Source organism: Paeniglutamicibacter sp. GQ140 (assembly GCF_059759235.1).
Genome location: NZ_JCAXDW010000013.1, coordinates 39,486 through 58,505, shown reverse-complemented (window position 1 = coordinate 58,505; position 19,020 = coordinate 39,486). Strand labels below are relative to the sequence as shown.

The following is a 19,020-nucleotide window of genomic DNA, read 5'->3' as shown; positions in this document are numbered from 1 at the left end:
GTTTTCAGCGGGAGTAGAGTTCGTCGATCCGGGCGCGGAAGTCGTGGGCGACGCTGGCCCGCTTCACCTTCAGCGACGGGGTCAGGTGCCCGGATTCCTCGGTGAACTCAGAGTCCAGGACGGCGAACTTCCGGATGCCCTCGGCCCGGGACACCGTGGCGTTGGCCGCGTCCACCGCCGCCTGGAGCCCGGCGAGCACGGCCGGGTGGACCGCCGCCTCGGCGACCGAGAGCGCCGGCAGCGAGTTGGCCCGGCACCACGGGGCAATTTCGTCGGGGTCCAGGGTCAGCAGCGCGGCGATGAACGGGCGGTTCTCGCCCACCAGGACCACCTGGGAGACCAGGGGCGAGGAGCGGATGATTTCCTCCAGCGGCCCGGGTGCCACGTTCTTGCCGCCGGCGGTCACCAGGATGTCCTTCTTGCGCCCGGTGATGCGCAGGAACCCCGCCTCGTCCAGCGTCCCGGTGTCGCCGGTCCGGAAGAAGCCCTCCCCGTCAAAGGCCGCGGCGGTGGCCCGCGCATTGCGGTGGTACCCGGCAAAGACGCCGATGCCCCGCACCAGCACCTCGCCGTCCGGCGCGATCCGGATGGTGGTTCCCGGGATGGGGACGCCCACGGAACCCACGCGCGGGTTTGCGGCCATGTTCACGGTGGCGGGGGCGGTGGTCTCGGTGAGCCCGTAGCCCTCCAGCAGGCCCACGCCGGCGCCGCGGAAGAAGTGGGCCAGGTCGGCGCTCAGCGCGCTGGCGCCGCAGATCGCGTAGCGCACCCGGCCGCCCAGCACCGCCCGCAGCCTCGGGTAGAGCACCTTGTTGAACAGGGCATGCCTGGCCAGCCGGACGGGGGAGCGGCGGGAGGCGAGCCCGCGGGCGCGGGCGTCGGCGCTCCGGGAGTATTCGATGGCGGCGGACTCGGCCTGGGCGAAAAGCCGCTCCTTGCCGGCCGCCTGGGCCGTGGCCGCGGCGGTGGCGCGGATCTTTTCGAAGATCCGGGGAACGGCCAGCAGGAAGCCGGGCCGCACCGCGGCCAGGTCCTGGACCAGGGTGGAGGCCGAGGGCGTGTGGGCAATGGTCGATCCGGCGTGCACGCAGACCTGCTGGACGGCACGGGCCAGGACGTGTGCCAGCGGCAGGAACATCAGGGTCCGCTCACCGGTGCCCAGGACCGGGGCCATGTGCGGTGCCAGGTTCACGGCAATGAGGGAGAAGTTCGCGTGGGTCATCATGCAGCCCTTGGGCCGTCCGGTGGTGCCGGAGGTGTAGACCAGGGTGGCCAGATCCCGCAGGCCAGCGGCGGTCCTGGCGGTTTCCACCTGTTCGTCGCCGACCTGGCTGGCCGCGCCCGCGGCCACCAGCTCCCGCAGCCCGGCCGCCGGGATGCAGGAATCCGCGGGGGAGGCCTCCTGCTCGAAGCTCCACACAGTGACCTCCTCGCCCAGGGATCCGGCGGCCTGGCCGATGACCCGGGCACACCCCGGATCCTCGGCGAAGACATGGCGTGCCCCGGAATCCTCAAGGATCCACGCCACCTGGTGCGGGGAGCTGGTCTCGTAGATGGGCACCGACACCGCGCCGGCGAACCAGATGGCCTGCTCGGCCAGCGCCCATTCGTAGCGGGTGCGGGACATGATCCCGACGCATTGTCCAGCGCCGATCCCGGCGGCCAGCAGCATCTTGGCCAGCGAGCGGACGTCGGCCACGAAGTCGGCGGTGGACACGTCGATCCACGACCCGTCGCGCTTGACGCTGAAAAGCGGGGCGTCGTCTTCCCGCGCCAGGCGGTCGACCAGCAATTGGGTGGTGTTGAATTCCGGGGGCAGGTCATGGATCAGAGCGGTGCTGGCTTCGCGCATGGTGTGGTGGTTCCCGGTGGTGGTCGGCATGTGGTCTGGGCCATAGTCTATGTTACTTGCCGGTAATATAGGGTCTATCCCCAGCTGGGCATCCAGATGTGGCTGCGCCAGTTCCCGTAGGTGACCATGTCCCCGGTCCACACCGGCAGGAAGAATGCGGAGACGGCAACGACCAGGGCAAGGAAGATCCCCACGCCCCACAACGTCCGGCGGGCGTGCCATGGCGCCTGGCGGTCGCCAGGCAGGAACCTGCCCAGCACGTAGCACAGCGCCAGGACCATGAACGGGGCGAAGGGCAGCGTATAGAAGAAGAACATGGTGCGCTCCGGGTAGGCGAACCACGGCAGGAATCCCGCGGCCAGGGCCGAAAGGATCGCGCCTGCACGCCAGTCGCGGGCGCCGATCCAGTAGAAGAGCACCAGCAGCAGGCTCAGCGTTGCCGCCCACCACATGACGGGGTTGGGCAGGTCGGTGATCGCCTGCACGCAATGGGCCGAGGTGCACCCGTATTCGCCGTTGCTCCGCGACTCGTAGAAGAAGAGCACTGGACGCCCGGCAAAGAGCCAGCTCCAGGGCGATGATTCCCAGCCGTGCGGCGAGCCCAAGCCCTCGTGGAAGGCATAGGCGGCCCGGTGGTATTCGCCGAGCGAGCGCAGCGCCTCCGGGACCCAGCCCCAGGCTTCCGAGGGGTTCTCGGCGCCCCACCGGCGGTAGCGCCCGTCGGCCGAGAGCAGCCAGCCGGTCCAGGTCGCCAGGTACACCGCCACGGCCGTGGGAATGATGAGCAGGAACGCCGGGATCCCGTCGCGGGTCAGCCCGGCGAGGACCCAGTGGCGGATCCCGGCGCGGCGCCGGGCCGAGAGGTCCCAGAGCACCGTCATCAGCCCGAACACCGCAATGAAGGACAGCGCCGACCACTTCACCCCGGCCGCGCACCCGAGCATCACCCCGGCCACCAGCCGCCACGGCCGCCACCACAGCCACGGGCCGTAGGCCAGCAGCCGGTCCGCCGGGCGGGCACCGTCCGCGGTGGCCAGCGCCCGCGCCAGCTTCGCGCGCCCGTGGAAGCGGTCAAGGAGCAGGGCGAGGAACCCGGCCAGGATGAAGAACATCAGGAAGATGTCAAGCAGCCCGGTGCGGGACATGACCAGCTGGTGCCCGTCGATGGCGGCCAGCAGGCCCGCGACACCGCCCAGGAACACCGAGGAAAACAGCTTCTGGGCCGCCAGCGCGCACAGCAGCACCGCGAGGGTGCCAAAAAGCGCGGCGGAAAAGCGCCAGCCCAGGCCGTTGTCGCTGCCGAAGAGCCACATGCCGCCGGCGATCAGCCACTTGCCCAGCGGGGGATGGACCACAAAGGAGGCGCCGTCCCGGGGTTCCGGGTGCCCGGCAATGAACGCGGGGTTGGGGTCGTCGCCCCATTCGAGCTCGTAACCCGCCTGCATCATGGTGTAGGCGTCCTTGACGTAGTAGGTCTCGTCGAAGATCAGCAGGTGCGGGTGTCCGAGGTTGGTGAATCGCAACACCCCGGCGAGCACGGTGACAGCAAGGGGAACGATCCACCCCCAGATCCCGCTCCGGTGCAGCGGGCCCACCAGACGGTCCCGCAGGGCCTCAAACCCGAAGGCGCCGGCCGGCGGGAGGACCCAGCGCCGAAGTCTCTGCGTGGATGCGGTAGTCACCGTCAACACTCTACCGGCGCCCGCCGGCGGGATCCGGCGGCACGCGCGGGCAGTAGGCTTGGGGCGTGGAAACTCAAGAAACCCCGGGCCAGATCGTCCTCGCGGCGACCCCCATTGGCAACCTTTCCGACGCGTCCCCACGCCTGATCGAGCTCATGAAGAGCGCAGACATCGTGGCCGCGGAGGACACCCGGAGATTCCTGCACCTGGCCACCGGGCTGGGCGTCCGCGTGCCCGGGCGGCTGATCAGCTACCACGAACACAACGAAACCCACCGGCTCACCGAGCTGCTGGAACTGGTCGCCGGCGGCGCCACGATCCTGGTGGTCTCCGACGCGGGCATGCCCGCGGTCTCCGATCCCGGCTTCAAGCTGGTCGAGGCGGCCGTGGCGGCAGGCGTCACGGTCACCGCGGTTCCCGGCCCCTCCGCGGTGCTCACCGCGCTGGCCCTTTCCGGGCTGCCCACCGACAGGTTCACCTTCGAGGGCTTCCTGCCCCGCAAGGCGGGGGAACGCTCCAAGCGCCTCGAGGACCTGGCCACCGAGCAGCGCACCATGGTCTTCTTCGAGGCACCGCACCGGCTTGACGCGATGATCCGCGCGCTGCGCGACGCCTTCGGCCCCGGGCGCAGGGGTGCCATCGCCCGGGAACTGACCAAGATGTACGAGGAGGTCATCCGCGGGGACCTCGACGAGCTGCTGCTCTGGGCCGAGGGCGAGGTTCGCGGGGAGATCGCCGTGGTCATCGCCGGCGCGCCCGCCGGGGAGCCTGCCCGCGCCACCGACCACGTGGCCCAGGTGCAGCAACTGGTCTCCGAGGGCCTGCGGCTCAAGGAAGCGGTGGCGGCGGTGGCCGAGACCGAGCGCGTGTCCAAGCGCGAACTCTATGCGGCGGTGCTCGAGGCCCGCGCCTGAGACCGGGGCCCCGAAGCGGCGCCCCGAATCGGCGTCGGAGCGCCCTTGGGGTACCTGCACAAAATGGGGGCTGCGTCATAGTGCAGATAGAAATTTACAGCAACTTGCCGCGGCACTAGCGTGGAGACCAACAAGATCCTGTAATTCTCGCAACACCCCACTGTTCAAGGGAGAACGCCCCAATGACCATTACCCCCGAACGCGAAGCCGAGCTACTGGCCTCCATCCCGACCGGTTTGCTGATCAATGGCGAATGGCGCGACGCCTCCGACGGCGGAACCTTCGACGTCGTTGATCCCGCCACCGGCAAGGTGCTTGCCACCCTGGCCAGCGCAACCTCCGAGGACGCGATGGCGGCCCTCGACGCCGCGGATGCCATCCAGTCCAAGTGGGCCCTGACCGCACCGCGCGAGCGCGCCGAGATCCTGCGCCGCGCCTTCGACCTGGTCACCGCGCGCGCCGAGGACTTCGCGCTGCTGATGAGCCTGGAAATGGGCAAGCCGCTGGCCGAGGCCCGCGGCGAGGTCACCTACGGCGCCGAGTTCCTGCGCTGGTTCTCCGAGGAGACCGTGCGCGACTACGGCCGCTACCTCACCACCCCCGAGGGCAAGAACAAGATGATCGTGCAGACCAAGCCGGTCGGCCCGTGCCTGCTGATCACCCCGTGGAACTTCCCGCTGGCCATGGCCACCCGCAAGGTCGCCCCGGCCATCGCCGCCGGCTGCACCATGGTGCTCAAGCCCGCCAAGCTCACCCCGCTGACCTCCCAGCTCTTCGCCGCCACCATGATGGAAGCCGGCCTGCCGGCCGGCGTGCTGAACGTTGTCTCCTCCAAGAGCGCCTCGAAGATCTCCGGCCCGCTGATGCAGGACGACCGCCTGCGCAAGGTCTCCTTCACCGGTTCCACCGCCGTGGGCAAGATGCTCATGAAGGACGCCGCGGACAAGGTGCTGCGCACCTCCATGGAACTGGGCGGCAACGCGCCGTTCCTGGTCTTCGAGGATGCAGACCTGGACGCCGCCGTCGAGGGCGCCATGGCTGCGAAGATGCGCAACATGGGCGAGGCCTGCACCGCGGCCAACCGCTTCCTGGTCCACGAGTCCGTGGCCAAGGAATTCATCGCCAAGTTCTCCGCCGCCATGGGCGCGCTGAAGACCGGCCGCGGCACAGAGGCAGCCACCAACGTCGGACCGATCATCGACTCCGGTGCCCGCGACGACATCCACGCCCTTGTTTCCAAGGCAGTCGAGGCCGGCGCCGTTGCCGAGACCGGCGGCGCCCCGATCGATGGCCCGGGCTACTTCTACGCACCCACCGTGCTCTCCAACGTCGCCAACGACGCCGAGATCCTGCGCCAGGAAATCTTCGGACCCGTAGCCCCGGTGACCACCTTCCGCGACGAGGCGCACGCCATCGAACTGGCCAACGCCTCCGAGTACGGACTGGCCTCCTACATCTACACCCGCGACCACAACCGCCTCTTCCGCGTCGCGGAGCAGATCGAATTCGGCCTGGTCGGCTTCAACGCCGGCGTCATTTCCAACGCCGCCGCCCCGTTCGGCGGCGTGAAGCAGTCGGGCCTGGGCCGCGAGGGCGGCGCCGAGGGCCTGGCCGAATACACCACGACCCAGTACATCGGCATCGCCGACCCGTACGCGGCACGCTAGAAACACCGGCACGCACGCACGGCGCCCCCTGCTCCGCCCGTCCCCCTCGAGGTGAGGCGCGGAGCAAGGGGCGCCGTGCGTTTTTCCCTAGTGGTAGGGGTCCTCGAAATCGTGCCCCAGCAGCGCATGCAGGTAGTCGCCGTAGCCGCTCTTGCCCAGCTTCGCCGCGCACGCCTCCAGCGCCTCATCGTCGATCAATCCGCGGCGCCAGGCAACTTCCTCGGGGACCCCGATCTTCAGCCCCTGCCGCGCCTCGATGGTGCGGATGAAGTTCGAGGCGTCGTTCAGCGAGTCGAAGGTCCCGGTGTCCAGCCAGGCGGTGCCGCGGGCCAGCACGTTCACCCGCAGCGAGCCCTCCTCGAGGTATTGCCGGTTGATGTCGGTGATTTCCAGCTCCCCGCGGGCCGAGGGTGCCAGCTCCCTGGCCCGTTCGATCACGGTGTTGTCGTAGAAATAGAGCCCGGGGACCGCATAGTGGCTCCTGGGGCTCGCCGGCTTTTCCTCCAGCGAAATCGCCTTCCCCTCCTTGCTGAATTCCACCACCCCGTAGGCTCCCGGGTCCTTGACCCAGTACCCGAAGATCGAGGCCCCGCCGTCGGCATGGAAATCGCCCAGCTGCGTGCCGAAGCCGGGCCCGTAGAAGATGTTGTCGCCCAACACCAGGGCCACCGGCCCGTCGCCGATGTGCTCCGCCCCGATGAGGAAGGCCTGCGCCAGCCCGTCGGGCGACTCCTGGACGGCGTAGTCGATCCGGATCCCGAACTGCGACCCGTCGCCCAGCAGCCCGCGGAACTGGTGTGCGTCGGCAGGTGTGGTGATGACCAGGATTTCGGTGATGCCCGCGAGCATCAGCGTGCTCAGCGGGTAGTAGATCATGGGCTTGTCGTAAACAGGCACGAGCTGTTTTGAAATCCCATGTGTGATTGGATGCAGGCGCGATCCGGTTCCCCCAGCAAGTATGATCCCCTTCATGGGGCCCATAGTAGGCACATCTAGCCGTGGTTGGGGAGGGGCGCTAGCCTTGCAACCATGAAAAGAATCCTGGTAACCGGGGGTGCGGGATTCATTGGGGCCAACTTCGTGCACTACTTGATCGAGCACTCCGACGCTGGAATAACCGTCCTCGACGCCTTGACCTATGCGGGCAACCTCCAATCGCTGCACGGGCTGGACAGGTCCCGGCTGCACGTGGTGGTCGGGGACATCACCGATGCGCCACTGGTCGACGGGCTGGTGGCGGACGCGGACGCGGTGGTGCACTTTGCCGCCGAGTCGCACAACGACAACTCGCTCTTCGACCCCCGGCCGTTTTTGGACACCAATGTCGTGGGCACCTACACCTTGCTGGAGGCGGTGCGGCGGCACGAGGTGCGCTTCCACCACATTTCCACCGACGAGGTCTACGGGGACCTGGAACTCGACGACCCGGCCCGGTTCACCGAGACCACCCCCTACAACCCCTCCAGCCCGTATTCCTCCACCAAGGCGGCATCGGACATGCTGGTGCGGGCGTGGGGGCGCTCCTTCGGGGTCCGCGCCACCATCAGCAATTGCTCCAACAACTACGGCCCGTACCAGCACGTGGAGAAGTTCATCCCGCGGCAGATCACCAACATCCTGCACGGGGTGCGGCCCAAGCTCTACGGCACCGGGGCCAACGTCCGCGACTGGATCCACGTCGAGGACCACTCCTCGGCCGTGTGGGAAATCGTCAACCGCGGAACCCCGGGCAAGACCTACCTCATCGGCGCCGACGGGGAGAAGAACAACCGCGAGGTGCTCGAGCTGATCCTGGGCCTCATGGGCCAGGACGCCGCGGCCTTCGACAGCGTTGCCGACAGGCCGGGCCACGACCTGCGCTACGGGATCGACTCCACGATGCTGCGCGAGGAACTCGGCTGGAGCCCGGCACACCGGGACCTGTCCGCCGGACTGGCGCGAACCATCGATTGGTACCGGCAGAACCCCTGGTGGTGGGAGGGGGCCAAGGCCGGGACCGAGGACCGCTACGTGCAACAGGCCGCGGCCCGGGGCACCGAGGATGCCGGAACCGACGGAGGCGGGGCATGAGCGGACCCGTGGTGCAGCAGACCGGGATCCCGGGGCTGTTGCTCATCCAGCTGCCCGTCCACGAGGACGCGCGCGGCTGGTTCAAGGAGAACTGGCAGCGCGAAAAAATGGTGGCCGCAGGGCTGCCGGATTTCCGGCCCGTGCAAAACAACGTCTCCTTCAACCGCAACCCCGGCACCACCCGCGGCATCCACGCCGAGCCGTGGGACAAGTACGTGGCGGTCGTGGGCGGGGCGGTCTTCGGCGCCTGGGTCGACCTGCGCGCCGGGGAGGGCTTCGGGGCGAGCTTCAGCACCAGGCTGGGCCCGGGTCAGGCCGTCTTTGTCCCGCGCGGGGTAGGCAACGGCTTCCAGACCCTGGAACCCGACACCGGATACAGCTACCTGGTCACCGAGCACTGGAGCGCGGCCGCCGCCGCCAAGTACACTTTCCTGAACCTCGCCGACTCGCGGGCCGACATCCCCTGGCCCATCCCGCTGGAGCGGGCCACCGTGTCGGAGGCCGACAGGACGCACCCGCACCTGGAGGCGGTGGTGCCCGTGGTGCCGCCCAGGACGCTGGTGCTGGGGGCCAACGGGCAGGTGGGTCGGGCCCTGGCCGCGCTGGCGCCGCCCGGCGGCGGATTCGACTTCCGGACGCGGGCGCAGCTGGACATCGCGGATCCGGCACAGCTGGCAGCCGTGGACTTCTCCGCCTATGCAACGGTCATCAACGCCGCGGCCTACACGAAGGTGGACGAGGCACAGACGCCAGCGGGCCGCCGCGAGGCGTGGGCCACCAACGTCACCGCCCTGGCCGCCCTGGCCGCGGCGTGCACCGCACACAACCTCACCCTGGTGCACCTCTCCAGCGACTACGTCTTCGACGGCGAACGCACCGTGCACCCCGAGGACGAGACCCCCAGCCCGCTGGGGGTCTACGGGCAGACCAAGGCCGCCGGGGACGCCATCGTGGCGGGCGTGCCCAGGCACTACCTCGTGCGCACCAGCTGGGTGGTGGGGGACGGAAACAACTTCGTGGCCACCATGGCCCGACTGGCCTCCGGCGGGGTGGACCCGGTGGTCGTCGATGACCAGGTCGGGCGCCTGGGGTTCGCCACGGACCTGGCGGCCGGGATCCTGCACCTGTTGGAGACCGGGGCTCCGGCAGGAACCTACAACCTGAGCAACGCAGGTGAGCCGGCCTCCTGGGCGCGGCTGGCCGCCGAGGTCTTCACCGTGCTGGGCCAGGACCCGGGCCGGATCACCCCGACCTCCACCGCCGCCTACTACGGCTCCCGGCCCGGCATTGCCCCGCGTCCCGCGAACAGCACCCTTGACCTGGCCAAGATCAACGCCACCGGGTTCACGCCGAGGGACCAGTTCGAGGCCCTGGCCGACTACCTGGCCGAGGCGTAGCCCGCCGGTTCCAGCGGGCGCGGGGCGAAGAGCGAACGGGGCCACAGGCCGCGCCCCAGGCGCTCGCCGGCCCCCATCGAGGCGGCCAGGGCCCGCCTCGCGTCCGCCAGCGCGGCCTCCAAGGCCGCCGGGTCGGGGCCGGGCCTCGGGCGCGCGTAGCGTTGGAGCTCGTAGGCGCCGGCCAGCAAAGCCAGGGCGTCGGTGGCCGCGGGGAAGGTGCGTGCCAGGCGCCGGGCATAGTCCCCGGCCGACTCGTCAAGGCGCATGGGCCAGGAGTAGTCAATGCCCAGGGCCACGAGTTCCGCCCAGGCCGCCGCGGGCCCGGTTTCCTTCCCGCTGCGAACCTCCGCGTGCCCGTGCCGGCGCATGCGTGCCAGGCGGTTGGTGCGCTGGATCCGGCGCAGCGCCCACGGCACGGTCCCCGCCAGCAACACGACCAGCGCGATGCGCGCCACGTCCGGGGCCGGGGTCCCGGTGCCGGGTCCGCCGCCCGGTGCCGCGGCGGGTGCGTCGGAGGATGCCTCGGCGGAGGCGGTATTCGACGCGGAATTGGCCGGGTTGGTCGGGTTCGACTCCAGGGCGGAGCCGGCGCTGGGTGCGGGCAACGCCGGCGCATAGGCCGGCGGGACCCCGCGCCCGGGGGTCGGCTCGAACGCAATCCACCCGGCCCCGGGGAAGTAGAGCTCCGGCCAGGCATGGGCGTTGCGCGAGCTGACGGTGAATTCGCCCAGTTCCGTGCCGTCCTGCCCGGTGATCGACACCCCGGTGGGAGTGCCGGGGGCGTAGCCGGTGACCAGCCGGCTGGGGATGCCCAGCTCGCGGGACATCAGGGCCATGGTGGAGGCGAAGTGCACGCAGTAGCCTGCCTTTTCCTCCAGGAATGCGTCGATGACGTCCATGCCGCTGCCGTCGTAGCCGTCCTGGACCGGGGTCTGCTCCGAGTACGTGAAGGCCGCCGAACGCAGGTAGTCCTGGATGGCGACGGCCTGGTCATACGGGTCCGCCCCGGCATTTTCCGTCGCCGCCTCCGTGGCCCGCGCCAGGGACCGGGGCACGTCCCCGGGCAGCTGCAGGTATTGCGGGTCCACCTCCGCGAAGAAGCCGCGCGGGATCGAGGAGGACAGGTCCGCCAGCATCCGCGCGCTGATCTTCGGGTTCACGCTCATCACGGAGTAGTCCGCGGCCTGGGGCTCCTGGTCCTCGGCGGCCAGCAGGGTGCCGGTGTCGGGGCTCCACCCCCAGTTTCCGCCCAGGCCGTTGAGCGTGATCGCGTTCCCCGGCAGCGGCATCCAGGCGCCGCGGTACCTGTCGGTGAGAACCCGGGTGAAGACGGGTTGCGCCGACTCGAAGGCACTCGGGAAGGCGCGGGTCACCAGGTTCTCGGTGGCCGGGACCCGGTAGGCGTCCGGGTCCGGCAGCCAGCGGTCGGCCGCCAGCTGGCCGATCACCGAGGTGCGCAGGTAGGTGGGGGAATCCGAGTCGGTGAAGTAGCGCAGCACGGTGCCGGAGGAACGGCTGCGCAGGTCGTTGCCCAGCGAGACCAGGGGGTCGATGTTGGTCGCGAGCCTACCCCAGGACGGACGGGTGCCCTCGGTGAGCATGCCCTTGGAGAACCCGGGGATGGCCGCGGGCAGCACCAGCAGCGTGATCAGCGCACCGGCGACCAGGGCGCCGCCCTGCAGCAGCGCCCCGCGAGCCTGCGGCGCGGGGGAGGGCCGCACCGAGGATTCCCCTTGCGGGGCCGCAAGCTCGACGGCACGGCGCTTGCCGGTGCGGGCACCTGCCGAAAGCCACCGGGATGCGGCCAAGATCAACAGGTAGCCCACCGCGGTGACGCACACCGTGGCGATGCCGGCCCCGTGCGGCTCGAAGAGCGAGGCGATGGACAGCAACAGCGCCAGCGGGATGCCGGAAAGTGCGGCGGCGTTGATCTCGAAGGCCAGGGTGTCCACGGCCAGCGCCACCGCGGCGGCCCAGACACAGATGGAGAACACGATGACCCCGGTGGTCTGCACCGGCGGCACCTGGGAGCCCATTTCCTCGTTGGCCAGCGCCCAGACCTTCAGCAGGGCGCGGTAGGTCGATCCGGTGGGAATCACGCCCAGCCAGGCGGTGTTGGAGAAAAACAGCAAGGTCAGCGACATGACCGCCACCGCTGCCCCCGCAAGCGTAGCCAGGTAGCGGCGGGTGGTGAGGCACCGCACCAGGTTGGTGGCAAGCACGATGCACGCCACGACCACGAACACCTGGAGCATCCACCCCCAGCCGCTGATGACCCCGTGCAGTGCGGCGGTGGCCCCGAGCATCGCCACGAGCGTGGCCAGCGCCGCGAAGGCGGCCGCCGGGATCCCGGAAGCGGGTCTCCGGGGTGCCGCGGCGGGGCGCGCCGGTTCCGGGGTGCGGGTCCGGGGCAGGGTCGCTGTGCTCATGTCTGCCGCCCCAATTCGCCCCAGGCCTCGGTGAGTGTGGTTTTCGGGTTCACCGCGACGGCGGACCAGCCGGCCTGCCGGAAGCGGGAGATCACCGGGTGCAGGTGAGCCTCGCGATTCGCCACGCACAGCACCGTCACCCTGCTGCGCGCGCCGACGACCTCGAGCCAGGCGTCTGCCTGCTCCTCGGTGGGCTCGCCAAGGATCAGCACCAGCCTGTCGCCGTGCTCGCGCATGCGTTCCTTCAAGGCCGCGGCGAGCGTGGCCCTGGCCGTGTCCTGGCGGACCGCCCCGGCGTCCTCGAGGCCCAGGGCCGCAAGTGCCTGTTGCATCCGGGCAGTGGCGTGGGGCCCGGCAAAAAGCTCCCCTGCTTCCTCGGTGCCCGAGGCGGAGACGTCGTTGACCCCCTGGCCGCGGTGGTCGATCAGGTCGATGCCGAACCCCGTCTGCGCCAGGTAGGCGCCGACGCCGAGCGCCGCGTGCAGCGCCCACTCGAATCTCCGGCTGGAGTCCTTGGGGGCGGAGGTGAATTGCGGGATCGACAGGGTCGGCTCGGCGCCCACGCCCTGGGCCAGGAAGGCCGCGCGGGAGCGGTCAAGCATGATCACCGCCCGCGGGGTGGCCCGGTAGTCCTCCTGGCGCACCATCAACGAGCCGCGCCTGGCGGTGGCGGGCCAGTGGATGCGCCGCACGGTGTCCCCGGGACGGTACTCGCGGGTCATCACCTCGAAGGAATCGGGGGTCAGCCGGCGGTTGGAGGCGGCCTGCCCATGGGAGCCGTGTTCGCCGGGGATGCCGGTGGGCTCGAGCGCCTCGCACACCGGCAGGGCAATCAGGGCGCTGGGCGCATCGAGGGCGGCGGGGCGGGCGGCGAGCCCGAAGACGTCGGCCACCTGCGCCCGCACCGGTCCGACGGCATAGATGCCGCGGGTGGCGGGCCGCAACCGGTATTCGTACCAGCTGCCGGAGCCCTGCACCGCATTGCGTGAGGGATAGCTGAACCCCGGGCCCGTGCCGAAGTCCTCGGGCAGGGTGTCGGTGAGCGGAATCGAGGCGCCGGCCCGCCCGGTGTGGGTGATGTGCAGCCGCACCCGCACCGGGGAATCGGTGGTTGCCTGCGGCGGGTTGAAGGTGCGGGCCACGTTTAGCGCGGGGTTGCCGAAGCGCAGCAGGAAGGCTGCCAGCAGCGGGGTGAGCAGCAGGAACAGGGACACGGCCAGCAGCTCGCGCCGCCCCAGCATGAACGCGAGCAGCAGGGCGATGGCGCCGGAGGCGAAAAGGCCCCAGCCGCGCGCGGTGAGGAATCCGAGGTGGACCTTTTCGCGCAGCGTCGCCGGCCGTTGGGCTATGGCAAAGCGGCCGTGGGAAGGGGATTCGCGGAACTCGCCGGGTTCCGCGGAGTTGGTGCTCATGCGTGCCTCATGCGTGTCTCTGTCGCGCCCGCTGCTAGCCGCGGGCCCCGGCGCGCACCGGTATCGCGTTGAGGATGGCCACGAGGATGGATTCGGGGTTGGCGCCGGCGGCCTCGGCCCGGCGGTGCAGGATCAGGCGGTGTCCGAGCACCTTGGAGGCGATGTTGCGCACGTCCTCGGGCAGCACGTAGTCGCGGGCGTTGAGCGCCGCCTCGGCCTTGGCCGCCCGCAGCAGCTGCAGCAGGGAACGCGGGGAGGCGCCCAGCCGGATGTCCGAATGCTCCCGGGTCGCCCGGCCCAGGGCCACGACGTATTCCTTCACGGGCTCGGAGACGTAGACGGCCGCGACGGTGTTGATCAGCGTGTGCAGGGCCTCCAGGTCCAGCACCGGGCGCAGGTCATCCAGCGGCGAGGTTGACTGGTGGGTTTCGAGCATCGCCATCTCCGCGGCGGCATCCGGGTAGCCCATGGAGATCTTGGCCATGAACCTGTCGCGCTGCGCCTCGGGCAGCGGGAAGGTGCCCTCGAGCTCGATGGGGTTCTGCGTGGCGATCACCATGAAGGGGGTCTCCAGCCGGTGGGTGATCCCGTCGACGGTGACCTGTCCCTCCTCCATGCATTCGAGCAGGGCCGACTGGGTCTTGGCGTTGGCCCGGTTGATCTCGTCGCCGATGACGATGTGCGCGAAGACCGGGCCGGGCCGGAACTGGAACTCGTGGGTGTTCTGGTTGAAGATCGACACCCCCGTCACATCCGAGGGCAACAGGTCCGGGGTGAACTGGATGCGGTGCACCGTGCAGTCAACCGACTTGGCCAGGGTCTTGGCCAGCATGGTCTTGCCGACCCCCGGCACGTCCTCCAGCAACAGGTGCCCCTGGGCAAGCAGCACTGTCAGGGCGGTGCGTGCCACCTCCGCCTTGCCGTCGATCACGGTGGCAATCCCGGCCAGCACTTCTTCGCAGACCCGGCCGAATTCGTCGGCGGGAAGAACCTGGGACTCGGTGGAAAGCGACATGCAACGTCCTCCTGGAGCGCATCCGATTGGCGGGCGGTCAAAGCCCTTCATCCCCACGATACCGCCAATGCTGTGCCCTGCATCACGCAAATGCCGCCGAGTCGCCCATCCGCGTACGCTGGATGGGCGAGTGCTCATTGCCCCGGGAGGCCGGGGCACGTATTGAAGGGGACGTGGCATCCATGTCAACGGCAAACCAGCAAGTGGAAAACTCACGGACCCGGGGGGTGCCCGATGCCTACCTGCCGGCCCCGGCGGCGGGCGGATCGGGAGCGCCGGCCCGGAGCGCCCAGGACGAGCAGGGCAAGAAGCGCGACCTCTCCTACCCTCCCGCCCCGGCACCGTTGCCCTTTGGCGTGCCGGACAACCACACGCACCTGGATTTCCGTGACGGCTCGATCCATGTCACCGTCGCCGAGGCGCTGGATGCGGCAAATGCCGTGGGGGTGCCAGGGGTCATTCAGGTCGGTTGCGACGTGGAGTCCTCCGAATTTGCCGTGCGCGCCGCCGCCGGGGACCCGCGGGTGCTGGCCGCCGTGGCCATCCACCCCAACGACGCCGCACGCCTGGCCGCGACCGGGGACCTGGAGGGCGCGATAGCCCGGATCGAGGAGCTGGCCGCCCATGAGCGCGTGCGTGCCGTGGGCGAAACCGGACTTGACTATTTCCGCACCGGCGAGGCGGGCCGGCCGGCCCAGGAGCACTCCTTCCGCGAGCACATCCGCATCGCCCGCGAGCACTCCAAGGCCCTGCAAATCCACGATCGTGACGCACATCTCGATGTGGTGCGCGTCCTGGGAAGCGAGGAACTCCCCGAGCGCGTGGTCTTCCACTGTTTTTCCGGGGACGCGGAACTGGCGGAGATCTGCAACGCCAACGGCTGGTACCTCTCCTTCTCCGGCACCGTGACATTCAAGAACTCGCATGACCTGCGTGATGCATTGTCGGTGGCCAACCCCGAATTGGTGCTGGTGGAGACCGACGCCCCGTTCCTCACGCCGCACCCCTACAGGGGCCGCCCGAACGCCAGTTACCTGATCCCGCAAACGGTGCGCTTCATGGCCGAAACCATGGGCGTCGACCTGGAGGAGTACTGCCGGACCCTGGCCGCAAACACGCGGCGTGTCTACGGGGACTTCTAGCCCATTTCGTGCACAAGGCAAGCACGAAGTGCTTGCGGCCTTATTACGATTCGGTTACGGTTGGTTTTTAGTAGCCGGGATCGGGGAAGGTTCCCGGGTGCATTTGATTCTGCCTGCGGCGGGGAAACCCGCGCCGGGCGCGACATCGACAGATGACAAGAATTGGATTGTGCTCGCACCAATCAATGGGCACACGGCGGGCTGCGTCCGGGTTTTTCCGGGGGCAACCGTTCACCCGCCGTGTACGCATCGATCTGCCCCCCGTGCCCGGGTTGAACCTAAGTTTGGAATCCTGTGCAGAATGCCCTTAAGAATCGTTGGGTGAAGATCGGCGCGCAAGCAGCCGTTTTGACCGCGTTGATCCTCGGTCTTGTCATGTTCGTCGGCGGCAGCAAGACCCTTGCGGTGGCCGTCGATGGCGAAAGCCAGAGCATAACCACTCGCGCCGCCACCGTGGCCGATGTCTTGGAGGACTCATCGATCACACTCGATGAGCGCGATGTCATCACCCCGGCACTGGACGCACCGGTTGCCGACGGAGCCGTCATCGACATCAAGCGCCACAAGGAAGTCAACGTGAGCATCGATGGCGTGGACCGCGTCGTGCACACCACCGGACTGACCGTGGCGGACGTCGTGGACCAACTCAACCTTTCCGAAAAGGCGCAGATCGAGCAGGGCCGGGCACTGTCCCTCGCCGCGCTGGTCACCCCGATCGACATTTCCACTCCCAAGGACGTGTCCATCAAGGCCGATGGCAAGACCAAGAAGCTGAACACCACCGCCGAGACCGTCGGCGCCGCGCTCAAGGAAGCGAAGCTCTCCCTGGGCAAGGACGACGAGCTCAACGCGAACCAATCCGACGCGATCACCCAGGACATGGAACTGAAGATCGTCCGCGTGAAGACCAAGACCGTCACCGAGACCGAGGTCATCGACCACGGCACCGACACCGTCAAGGATTCCGACGCGCTGGTCGGCACCAAGAAGACCCTGGAAGAGGGCAAGGACGGCGAACGCACCCTCACCTACACCGTGACGCTGCGCGACGGCAAGGAATCCAAGCGCGAACTCGCCAGCAACAAGATCACCACCAAGGCCGTCGACGCCGAGATCTCCGTGGGCACCAAGCCCAAGCCCAAGCCGAAGGCGGAGCCGAAGGCCCCGGCGACCTCCGGCAGCGTCTCGAGCACCTGGGCCGCCCTGGCCAAGTGCGAGTCCGGCGGAAACTGGTCGATCAACACCGGCAACGGCTACTACGGCGGACTGCAGTTCTCCGCCAGCAGCTGGCTCGGTGCCGGCGGCGGCAAGTACGCTCCGCTGCCGCACCTGGCTTCGGCCTCCGAGCAGGTTGCCACGGCCGAGGTGCTGCGCCGCAGCGGCGGCTGGGGCCACTGGCCGGCATGCTCCAGCAAGCTGGGCCTGCGCTAGGCTCCTCCCGGGCCCACCGGCCCGACGCACCATCGCACAGGTGCACCTGATGTCACGATGAACCATGGGTTCCGCCTTCTACAGGGCGGGACCCATTGTTCATGGCGGCAATTTCCCGCCGTGGCCCCGCCGCAGACGACGCCCCGGTCGGCGGGCCGCGGGCCCCTGAACTAGGATTGAGACGTGACTTCCGTAGAATCGACCCCGCCACCACTGCTCGGCGCCACCGAGATCCGCCGCCTTGCCGGTGAACTCGACGTGCGCCCCACCAAGACCCTGGGGCAGAACTTCGTCATCGACGGAAACACCATCCGGCGCATCGTGGCCACCGCCAAGCTTGATCCGGCCGAGACCGTGCTCGAGGTCGGGCCGGGCCTCGGCTCGCTGACCCTGGGCCTGCTCGATGCCGCCGCCCGCGTGGTGGCGGTTGAAATCGACCCGAAGCTCGCCGCCCGGCTGCCGCAGACCGTCGCCGAAATGCGCCCGGAAAAGGCGCAGAACCTCACCGTCGTCCTTTCCGACGCGATGAAGGTCACCGAGCTGGAGCACCCGCCAACCGCGCTGGTGGCGAACCTGCCGTACAACGTGGCGGTGCCCGTGGTGCTGCACCTGCTCGAGCACTTCCCCTCGCTGCGCCACGGCCTGGTCATGGTCCAGGACGAGGTGGCCGACCGCATGGCCGCCGGCCCGGGCAACAAGACCTACGGGGTGCCCTCGGTCAAGGGCGCCTGGTACGGCACCATGCGCAAGGCAGGTGTCATCGGCATGAATGTCTTCTGGCCCGCGCCCAAGATCAATTCCGGGTTGGTCAGCTTCGAACGCGGCACGCCGCCGGAAACCACCGCCACCCGGCGCGAGGTCTTCGCCGTCATCGATGCGGCCTTCGCCCAGCGCCGCAAGACGCTGCGGGCCGCCCTGGCCGGCTGGGCCGGATCCCCGGCACTGGCCGAGGAGGCCCTGCTGGCAGCGGGCATCGACCCGCAGGCCCGCGGGGAAAAGCTCGGCATCGCCGAATTCGCCGCGATCGCCGAGGCAAAGGTCGCGCACGAGCCGGCAGCCCCATGACCCATGCCGTCGTTGCCCGGGCCCCGGGCAAGATCAACTGCTACTTCAGGGTCGGCCCGCCCCGCGAAGACGGCTACCACTCGGTGGCCAGCCTCTACCTGGCCGTCTCGCTCTACGAGGACGTCTCGGCCACGGCCCGGGAGGACCAGGAAATCCAGGTCTTCCTGCACCCGGATTCCACCGCTGTCTCGGACCCCGAGTCCTTCCCGCTGGGCCCGGAAAACCTGGTGGTCCAGGCGGCAACCCTGCTGCGCGAACACACCGGCCACTACGCCGGGGTCGATTTGTGCATCACCAAGCGCGTGCCGATCGCCGGGGGAATGGGCGGGGGATCGGCGGACGCCGCTGCCGCGCTCGTGGCCTGCAACGCCCTGTGGGGCACCGGGCTGAACCGCGAGGAACTGGCCCGCCTGGGTGCCCGGCTGGGCGCCGACGTGCCCTTCGCCCTGCAGGGCGGCGCCGCCGTCGGCCTGGGCGTGGGCGACGAGCTGGCGCCGCTGCTGCTGCGCACCCGCACCGACTGGGTGCTGGTCCCCGCCTCCTACGGCCTGTCCACCCCGCGGGTCTACGGCATGCTCGACCGGCTCCGGGCCAACGAACACGTCGAAACCCCCACCGAGGTCGACCCGCGCATGGTCGGGGCGCTGCTGGACGGCGACCTTGACGCGCTGGCCCCCCTGCTGGTCAACGACATGACCCGTGCCGCCCTGGCGCTGGCCCCCGAACTGGGCGTGGTGCGCGACGTGGGCGAGGCGGCCGGTGCGCTGCACGCGCTGGTCTCCGGCTCCGGCCCCACCCTGGCACTGCTCGCCCGCGACCAGGCGCACGGCGCGGAAATCATCACCCAGCTCTCCGACGAAGCGGGCGTTGCAACCCTGCAGGTCCACGGCCCGGTCCCCGGCGCCGGCATCCTGCCCACCGTCATTCACACCCCTTAACCAAAG

General features: G+C 69.5%; 14 protein-coding genes. 8 read left to right on the top strand and 6 right to left on the bottom strand.

All coding sequences use genetic code 11. The features are described from left to right. Positions 1-4 precede the first annotated feature (4 nt). A complete protein-coding gene (locus AC6CHY_RS16365; RefSeq protein ID WP_498227408.1) occupies positions 5-1,882 on the bottom strand; it encodes an AMP-dependent synthetase/ligase in 1,878 nt (625 codons plus the stop codon). 44 nt (positions 1,883-1,926) lie between these two features. Then, positions 1,927-3,534: a dolichyl-phosphate-mannose--protein mannosyltransferase gene (locus AC6CHY_RS16360; protein WP_217388663.1), complete on the bottom strand. Its 1,608-nt coding sequence runs from the start codon at positions 3,532-3,534 to the stop codon at positions 1,927-1,929. A gap of 65 nt (positions 3,535-3,599) precedes the next feature. Here AC6CHY_RS16360 and rsmI point away from each other — a divergent pair, with 65 nt between their 5' ends. Both rsmI and AC6CHY_RS16350 read left to right on the top strand, forming a co-directional pair. Continuing rightward, the gene (gene rsmI / locus AC6CHY_RS16355) at positions 3,600-4,448 is read left to right on the top strand and encodes a 16S rRNA (cytidine(1402)-2'-O)-methyltransferase (RefSeq protein ID WP_217388664.1); all 849 of its coding nucleotides are present in this window, start codon (positions 3,600-3,602) and stop codon (positions 4,446-4,448) included. A gap of 182 nt (positions 4,449-4,630) precedes the next feature. After that, the gene (locus AC6CHY_RS16350; protein WP_217388665.1) at positions 4,631-6,115 is read left to right on the top strand and encodes an NAD-dependent succinate-semialdehyde dehydrogenase; all 1,485 of its coding nucleotides are present in this window, start codon (positions 4,631-4,633) and stop codon (positions 6,113-6,115) included. Positions 6,116-6,202: 87 nt separating this feature from the next. Here AC6CHY_RS16350 and rfbA read toward each other — a convergent pair whose 3' ends face one another. Continuing rightward, on the bottom strand, positions 6,203-7,087 hold the full coding sequence (gene rfbA, locus AC6CHY_RS16345; protein WP_498227407.1) for a glucose-1-phosphate thymidylyltransferase RfbA: 885 nt from the start codon (positions 7,085-7,087) through the stop codon (positions 6,203-6,205). A 57-nt stretch (positions 7,088-7,144) separates the two neighbouring features. Here rfbA and rfbB point away from each other — a divergent pair, with 57 nt between their 5' ends. Both rfbB and AC6CHY_RS16335 read left to right on the top strand, forming a co-directional pair. Continuing rightward, positions 7,145-8,185: a dTDP-glucose 4,6-dehydratase gene (gene rfbB, locus AC6CHY_RS16340; RefSeq protein WP_498227406.1), complete on the top strand. Its 1,041-nt coding sequence runs from the start codon at positions 7,145-7,147 to the stop codon at positions 8,183-8,185. Beyond that, positions 8,182-9,582 carry a sugar nucleotide-binding protein gene (locus AC6CHY_RS16335; RefSeq protein WP_498227405.1) on the top strand — a complete coding sequence of 467 codons (1,401 nt, stop codon included), beginning with the start codon at positions 8,182-8,184 and terminating at the stop codon, positions 9,580-9,582. Before rfbB ends, AC6CHY_RS16335 begins: the two co-directional genes overlap by 4 nt. On the opposite strand, the gene AC6CHY_RS16330 is transcribed toward AC6CHY_RS16335, so the two are convergent. From AC6CHY_RS16330 to AC6CHY_RS16320, 3 genes are read right to left on the bottom strand one after another with little or no spacing between them, the layout of a single operon-like run. Beyond that, the gene (locus AC6CHY_RS16330; RefSeq protein ID WP_498227404.1) at positions 9,564-12,011 is read right to left on the bottom strand and encodes a transglutaminase TgpA family protein; all 2,448 of its coding nucleotides are present in this window, start codon (positions 12,009-12,011) and stop codon (positions 9,564-9,566) included. The genes AC6CHY_RS16335 and AC6CHY_RS16330 overlap by 19 nt on opposite strands. After that, entirely contained in the window at positions 12,008-13,423 is a 1,416-nt protein-coding gene (locus AC6CHY_RS16325; RefSeq protein WP_217388670.1) for a DUF58 domain-containing protein, read from the bottom strand. The genes AC6CHY_RS16330 and AC6CHY_RS16325 overlap by 4 nt, the downstream gene beginning before the upstream one ends. Positions 13,424-13,457: 34 nt before the next feature. Further along, positions 13,458-14,438, bottom strand: coding sequence for an AAA family ATPase (locus AC6CHY_RS16320; protein ID WP_217388671.1), 981 nt, complete (start codon positions 14,436-14,438; stop codon positions 13,458-13,460). 182 nt (positions 14,439-14,620) lie between these two features. On the opposite strand from AC6CHY_RS16320, the gene AC6CHY_RS16315 reads away from it, so the two are divergent. The 4 genes from AC6CHY_RS16315 to AC6CHY_RS16300 all read left to right on the top strand — a co-directional run bounded on the left by AC6CHY_RS16315 (position 14,621) and on the right by AC6CHY_RS16300 (position 19,014). Next, the gene (locus AC6CHY_RS16315) at positions 14,621-15,580 is read left to right on the top strand and encodes a TatD family hydrolase (protein ID WP_498227403.1); all 960 of its coding nucleotides are present in this window, start codon (positions 14,621-14,623) and stop codon (positions 15,578-15,580) included. Between the two features lie 321 nt (positions 15,581-15,901). Beyond that, positions 15,902-17,011: a resuscitation-promoting factor gene (locus AC6CHY_RS16310; RefSeq protein ID WP_498227402.1), complete on the top strand. Its 1,110-nt coding sequence runs from the start codon at positions 15,902-15,904 to the stop codon at positions 17,009-17,011. Positions 17,012-17,194: 183 nt separating this feature from the next. After that, positions 17,195-18,076 carry a 16S rRNA (adenine(1518)-N(6)/adenine(1519)-N(6))-dimethyltransferase RsmA gene (rsmA, locus tag AC6CHY_RS16305; protein ID WP_217388674.1) on the top strand — a complete coding sequence of 294 codons (882 nt, stop codon included), beginning with the start codon at positions 17,195-17,197 and terminating at the stop codon, positions 18,074-18,076. After that, on the top strand, positions 18,073-19,014 hold the full coding sequence (locus tag AC6CHY_RS16300; protein WP_217388675.1) for a 4-(cytidine 5'-diphospho)-2-C-methyl-D-erythritol kinase: 942 nt from the start codon (positions 18,073-18,075) through the stop codon (positions 19,012-19,014). The genes rsmA and AC6CHY_RS16300 overlap by 4 nt, the downstream gene beginning before the upstream one ends. Positions 19,015-19,020: the final 6 nt, after the last annotated feature.